The 4436-nt window shown below is 33.0% G+C and carries 5 protein-coding genes; all 5 read left to right on the top strand.

Annotated elements, in window-relative coordinates; genetic code table 11:
- On the top strand, positions 1-338 hold a 338-nt coding region (locus tag WBN20_RS11745; RefSeq protein WP_424281814.1), incomplete at its 5' end, for a MarR family winged helix-turn-helix transcriptional regulator.
- 5 nt (positions 339-343) lie between these two features.
- A complete protein-coding gene (locus WBN20_RS11740) occupies positions 344-976 on the top strand; it encodes an NAD(P)H-dependent oxidoreductase (RefSeq protein ID WP_424281813.1) in 633 nt (210 codons plus the stop codon).
- A gap of 48 nt (positions 977-1024) precedes the next feature.
- Positions 1025-1603 carry a YceI family protein gene (locus tag WBN20_RS11735; protein ID WP_424281812.1) on the top strand — a complete coding sequence of 193 codons (579 nt, stop codon included), beginning with the start codon at positions 1025-1027 and terminating at the stop codon, positions 1601-1603.
- A gap of 213 nt (positions 1604-1816) precedes the next feature.
- A complete protein-coding gene (locus tag WBN20_RS11730; RefSeq protein ID WP_424281811.1) occupies positions 1817-3358 on the top strand; it encodes an aryl-sulfate sulfotransferase in 1542 nt (513 codons plus the stop codon).
- A gap of 268 nt (positions 3359-3626) precedes the next feature.
- Positions 3627-4436 (top strand): chorismate-binding protein (locus WBN20_RS11725; RefSeq protein WP_424281810.1); only part of this gene is annotated, 810 nt, incomplete at its 3' end.

Raw genomic sequence — 4436 nt, 5'->3', positions numbered from 1 at the left:
CCCTTAAACCTTATGGAATTTCGACACAACAATTTAATGTCTTACGTATTCTAAGAGGTCAGCAAAGTAAACCTGCTAATCTATCGACCTTAAACGAGAGAATGGTCAGTAAAATGAGTAATACAACGCGTTTGGTGGATAAATTAATGAATAAGGGTTATGTAGACAGGATTGTGTGCATGTCTAACCGGCGTAAAGTGGAAATTACCATTACTAAAGAAGGATTAAAAGCACTGTCTGAAATGGACCATATGATGGAAAAAGCAGAAAAAGAAATTTTAGATAATTTTTCCGACTTAGAACTCGAACAATTAAATCTTTTATTTAATAAATTTTAATATATATGAACAAATACCTTGAAAGCCTTAATTGGCGATATGCAACCAAAAAATTTGATAATCAAAAACAAATATCTGAAGAAGACCTGAATGCTTTATTAGAAGCGATTCGATTAAGTCCTTCTTCATATGGACTACAACCCTATCATATCTTTATAATAAAGGACATTAAACTGAGGGGGAAATTAAAAGCAGCCTCATGGGGTCAATCGCAAATCACTGATGCCTCTCATTTAATAGTCTTTGCTAACACTACTAATTTTGACAAGGATCTTATTGATAATTATTTAACTAATGTTAGCGACACCAGAGAAATTGAACTTAGTAATTTGCAACCTTATGGTGATTTTATGAAATCTAAATTAATAGATCTTCCTGATAACATAAAAGAAACCTGGTCGGCAAGGCAAACTTATTTGGCCTTAGGCAACTTACTTTCAGCGGCAGCAAGTTTAAAAATTGATGCCTGCCCCATGGAAGGTTTTGAACCCGAAACTTACAATGAACTATTAGGTTTAAAGGATAAAGGATTAAATACTTCCGTTGTAGCCGCCATAGGTTACAGGTCTGAAGAGGATGATACCCAACATTATAAAAAAGTAAGACAACCAAAAGAATTATTATTCACACATATATAACACGTAAATTTTTAAAACAATCATTAAAACAAAGTAAATTATTAAAACATGAAAAAGAATGTACTAAGTCTGGCTTTAGCCATAGTTTTTGGAGCCACAGCGGTTGCCAACTCTCCAATAAATGAAGAAAAAAAAGAAGTTAAAGCTAGTGAAAGCAAAGTTACCTGGAAAGCCTATAAAGTTACAGGTTCTCATACCGGAACTGTTAACCTTAAATCAGGTGCCCTGATGTTTGATGAAGGGAAACTGACAGGTGGAGAATTTGAAGTAGATATGACTTCTCTTATATCTACTGATCTTGAAGGAGAATATAAAGGAAAACTAGAAGGGCATCTTAAGTCTGACGATTTCTTTGGTGTAGAGAATAATCCAAATTCTACCTTGGTTTTTACAAAGGTAAAAGCCACAGGTAAAAACTCTTATGAAGTACAGGGAGATCTTACTATTAAAGGGATAACCAAGCCTGTTACATTTGACGTTTCGGTTTACGGAAGTAAAGCAACAGCCACTTTAAAAGTTGACAGAGCTCAATACGATGTAAAGTATGGTTCGGGAAGTTTCTTTGATGACCTGGGCGATAAAACAATATATGACGAATTTGATTTGGTAGTAGATCTGGAATTCTAATTCAAGTTCCCCCTTTATTAAATCCTGAATATTCTAAATAATATTCAGGATTTTTTTTTTGATAAAATCGAAAATAGAAACCTGTCTTTTCAGATGGGTCCTATAGGATTCTTTCCTTACCTCACGATAACAAATACAACATTTTTTTAGTCATATTTTGGCAAATAGTCAGTGAAATTAGATGTAAAACTATATTTTTAAAAAAAATTTAAAATGACATCAAAAGCAATATCTCGCTTGGTTTTTTCAATAGTTTTGGTACAATTTCTTTTTAGCAGTTGTAGTTCCGATCTTAATTATTCCATAGAAACAACCTTGAACCCATACAAAATATCACCTTTAACAGCTATCTTAAATATTGAAGCGGAAAAACCTTGCAATGTTACTATTAAAGTTTTGGGTACTTCACCGGTAGAGCAAACTTTTGAACTTAACGCCACCAAGTTAGAGATTCCTGTAGTAGGTTTATATCCCAATACTCTTAATGATGTTCTTGTTACTCTAGATTATGAGGGAGGACAATTAATTGATACGATAAAAATTAAAACAGCTAATACCCCAACTCATTTTCCCAGGATTGTAATTAACAAGTTAAATCGAAATCAAATGACACCAGGTATGCACGGCTGTGATATCCATTTTGCCAATAATGGAAAGTTTAATTCAGGTCCTATGATATTTGATGACCAAGGCCAGGTACGCTGGTATCTGGATTTAAGTTTTGCCGGTAAAATGGTTAGCCCATTTCAACGACTTAAAGATGGAACATTATTAATGGTAAGCAGGAATATTATTTATGAGTTTAATATGTTAGGTAAACTAGTCAAAGAAACTAAAATAAACCCTAATTATGGTATGCATCATGACGTCCTGGAATTGCCCGATGGTAATTTACTAATATGTGTTGGTAAAAAAGGAAATTTCATAGAAATAGACGGAGAGTCTGTAATGTCTGACAGTGATTTTATAATAGCATTTGACCGAAAGAAATCTGTAATTACAAAAGAATGGGATTTAGCTAAACATTTAGATGTGAGTAGAAATGAATTGAATTTTTTTAGGCCTGGTGATTGGCTCCATATGAACGGATTGGCCTTTGATCCAGGAGATAATTCAATAACTGTATCCGGGAAAAATCAGGGTTTGATAAATATCTCTTGGAATGATACACTTCAATGGATAATAGCGCCAAAAAAGAACTGGGGAAAATCTGGAAGAGATGGAAAAGGTTTTGATATAAATCCCTATTTGTTAACGGCGGTCGATTCTAACGGTAAATCGTATTCCAATGCCGTTCAAGATGGCAGTAAAAGCATAGATCAATTTGACTTTTCCTGGGGAATGCACGCACCCCTTCAAATGCCCAATGGGAATCTTTTAGTATTCGATAATGGCCCTTTGAGAAATTTTGAAAATAAACTACATTACTCCCGCGCAGTCGAATATAAAATTAACAAAAAGGATAAAACCGTAGAACAGGTTTGGCAATATGGCAAAGAAAGAGGTGAGGAATTTTTCTCATCAATTGTTAGTGATGTTGACTATCTGGCTGAAACAAATAATATTTTGGTTACTTCGGGATTTTTAAAAACTGCAACGAGTCATACCGCTAAAATAGTTGAAGTAGATTATGAGACTGGGAAAGAAGTTTTTGAAGCAACACTTTATATTAAAAATGAAAATGGGGATAAAACTAATAATTGGGGTCAATCAGATATTTTATATAGATCTGAACGATTAGAATTGAAGTATTAGCAATCCGTACCATTTATTTGAATCTCTTTATAAAATATAGGATTTTGGATTTATTTTTCCTATGAATTGATTTGTAATTATGAAATTCCTTTCTATATTTGACTCAATGAATTTTAGAATAGTTAATACTTGGTGGTGGAATAACTTACGTTTAAAGTCGTGAGCTAAGCACCATTGTAGTATTCTATACGAAAAGGCTTGTCTATCACGACAAGCCTTTTTGGTTTTTCAGAATTAGTTAATATCAAAATCTAAATTTTTGCAGATTATGACATATGAACTTAAAACATATTATAAAAAGATACTCGCAGATACCATAACCCCGGTAAGTGTATATCTAAAAATTCGTGATAAGTTTCCTAATAGTATTCTTTTGGAGAGTAGTGATTACAGGGCAAATGATAATACCTTTTCTTATATCTGTTGTAATCCCATTGCTTCCATCAGGGTGAAGGATGAGCAAATTACACAACTATTTCCAGACAAATCTATTAATAAAATAAGCATAAATAGCGGAACCGATGTTGTGAAAATTATACATGACTTCAGCCAAAAGTTCACGACCAAATCTAATGGTTTTAAATTTATAAATAATGGCTTGTTTGGCTATATGTCCTATGATGCAGTTAGGTACTTTGAAGATATTTCTATCACAAAAAAAGACGGCAGCCTGGATATCCCCGATATTTATTATGCTGTTTACCAAAATATAATAGCCATAAATCACTTCAAAAATGAGGCATATATATTTGCTCATTGCTATGATTCCGATAATAATATATCAGAAATTGAACAACTTTTAAATATAAGAAATTTTGCCTCATATAATTTCAGAAGAGAAGGAAAAGCTTCCTCAAATCTAAATGATGAAGAATATAAAGAACATGTATCCCTGGCTAAAAAGCATTGTAAAAGAGGTGACGTTTTTCAATTAGTCCTTTCACGAAGATTTTCACAAGGATTTAAAGGTGATGAATTTAATGTTTACCGAGCCCTTCGCTCTATTAATCCTTCTCCATATTTGTTTTATTTTGACTACGGAGATTTTAAAATCTTTGGCAGTTCACCGGAAGCACAA

The organism is Eudoraea sp. (genome assembly GCF_049665975.1).
GTDB lineage: Bacteria > Bacteroidota > Bacteroidia > Flavobacteriales > Flavobacteriaceae > Eudoraea.
The sequence above is the reverse complement of the archived record's forward strand: the minus strand, read 5'-3'. Positions and strand labels throughout refer to the sequence as shown.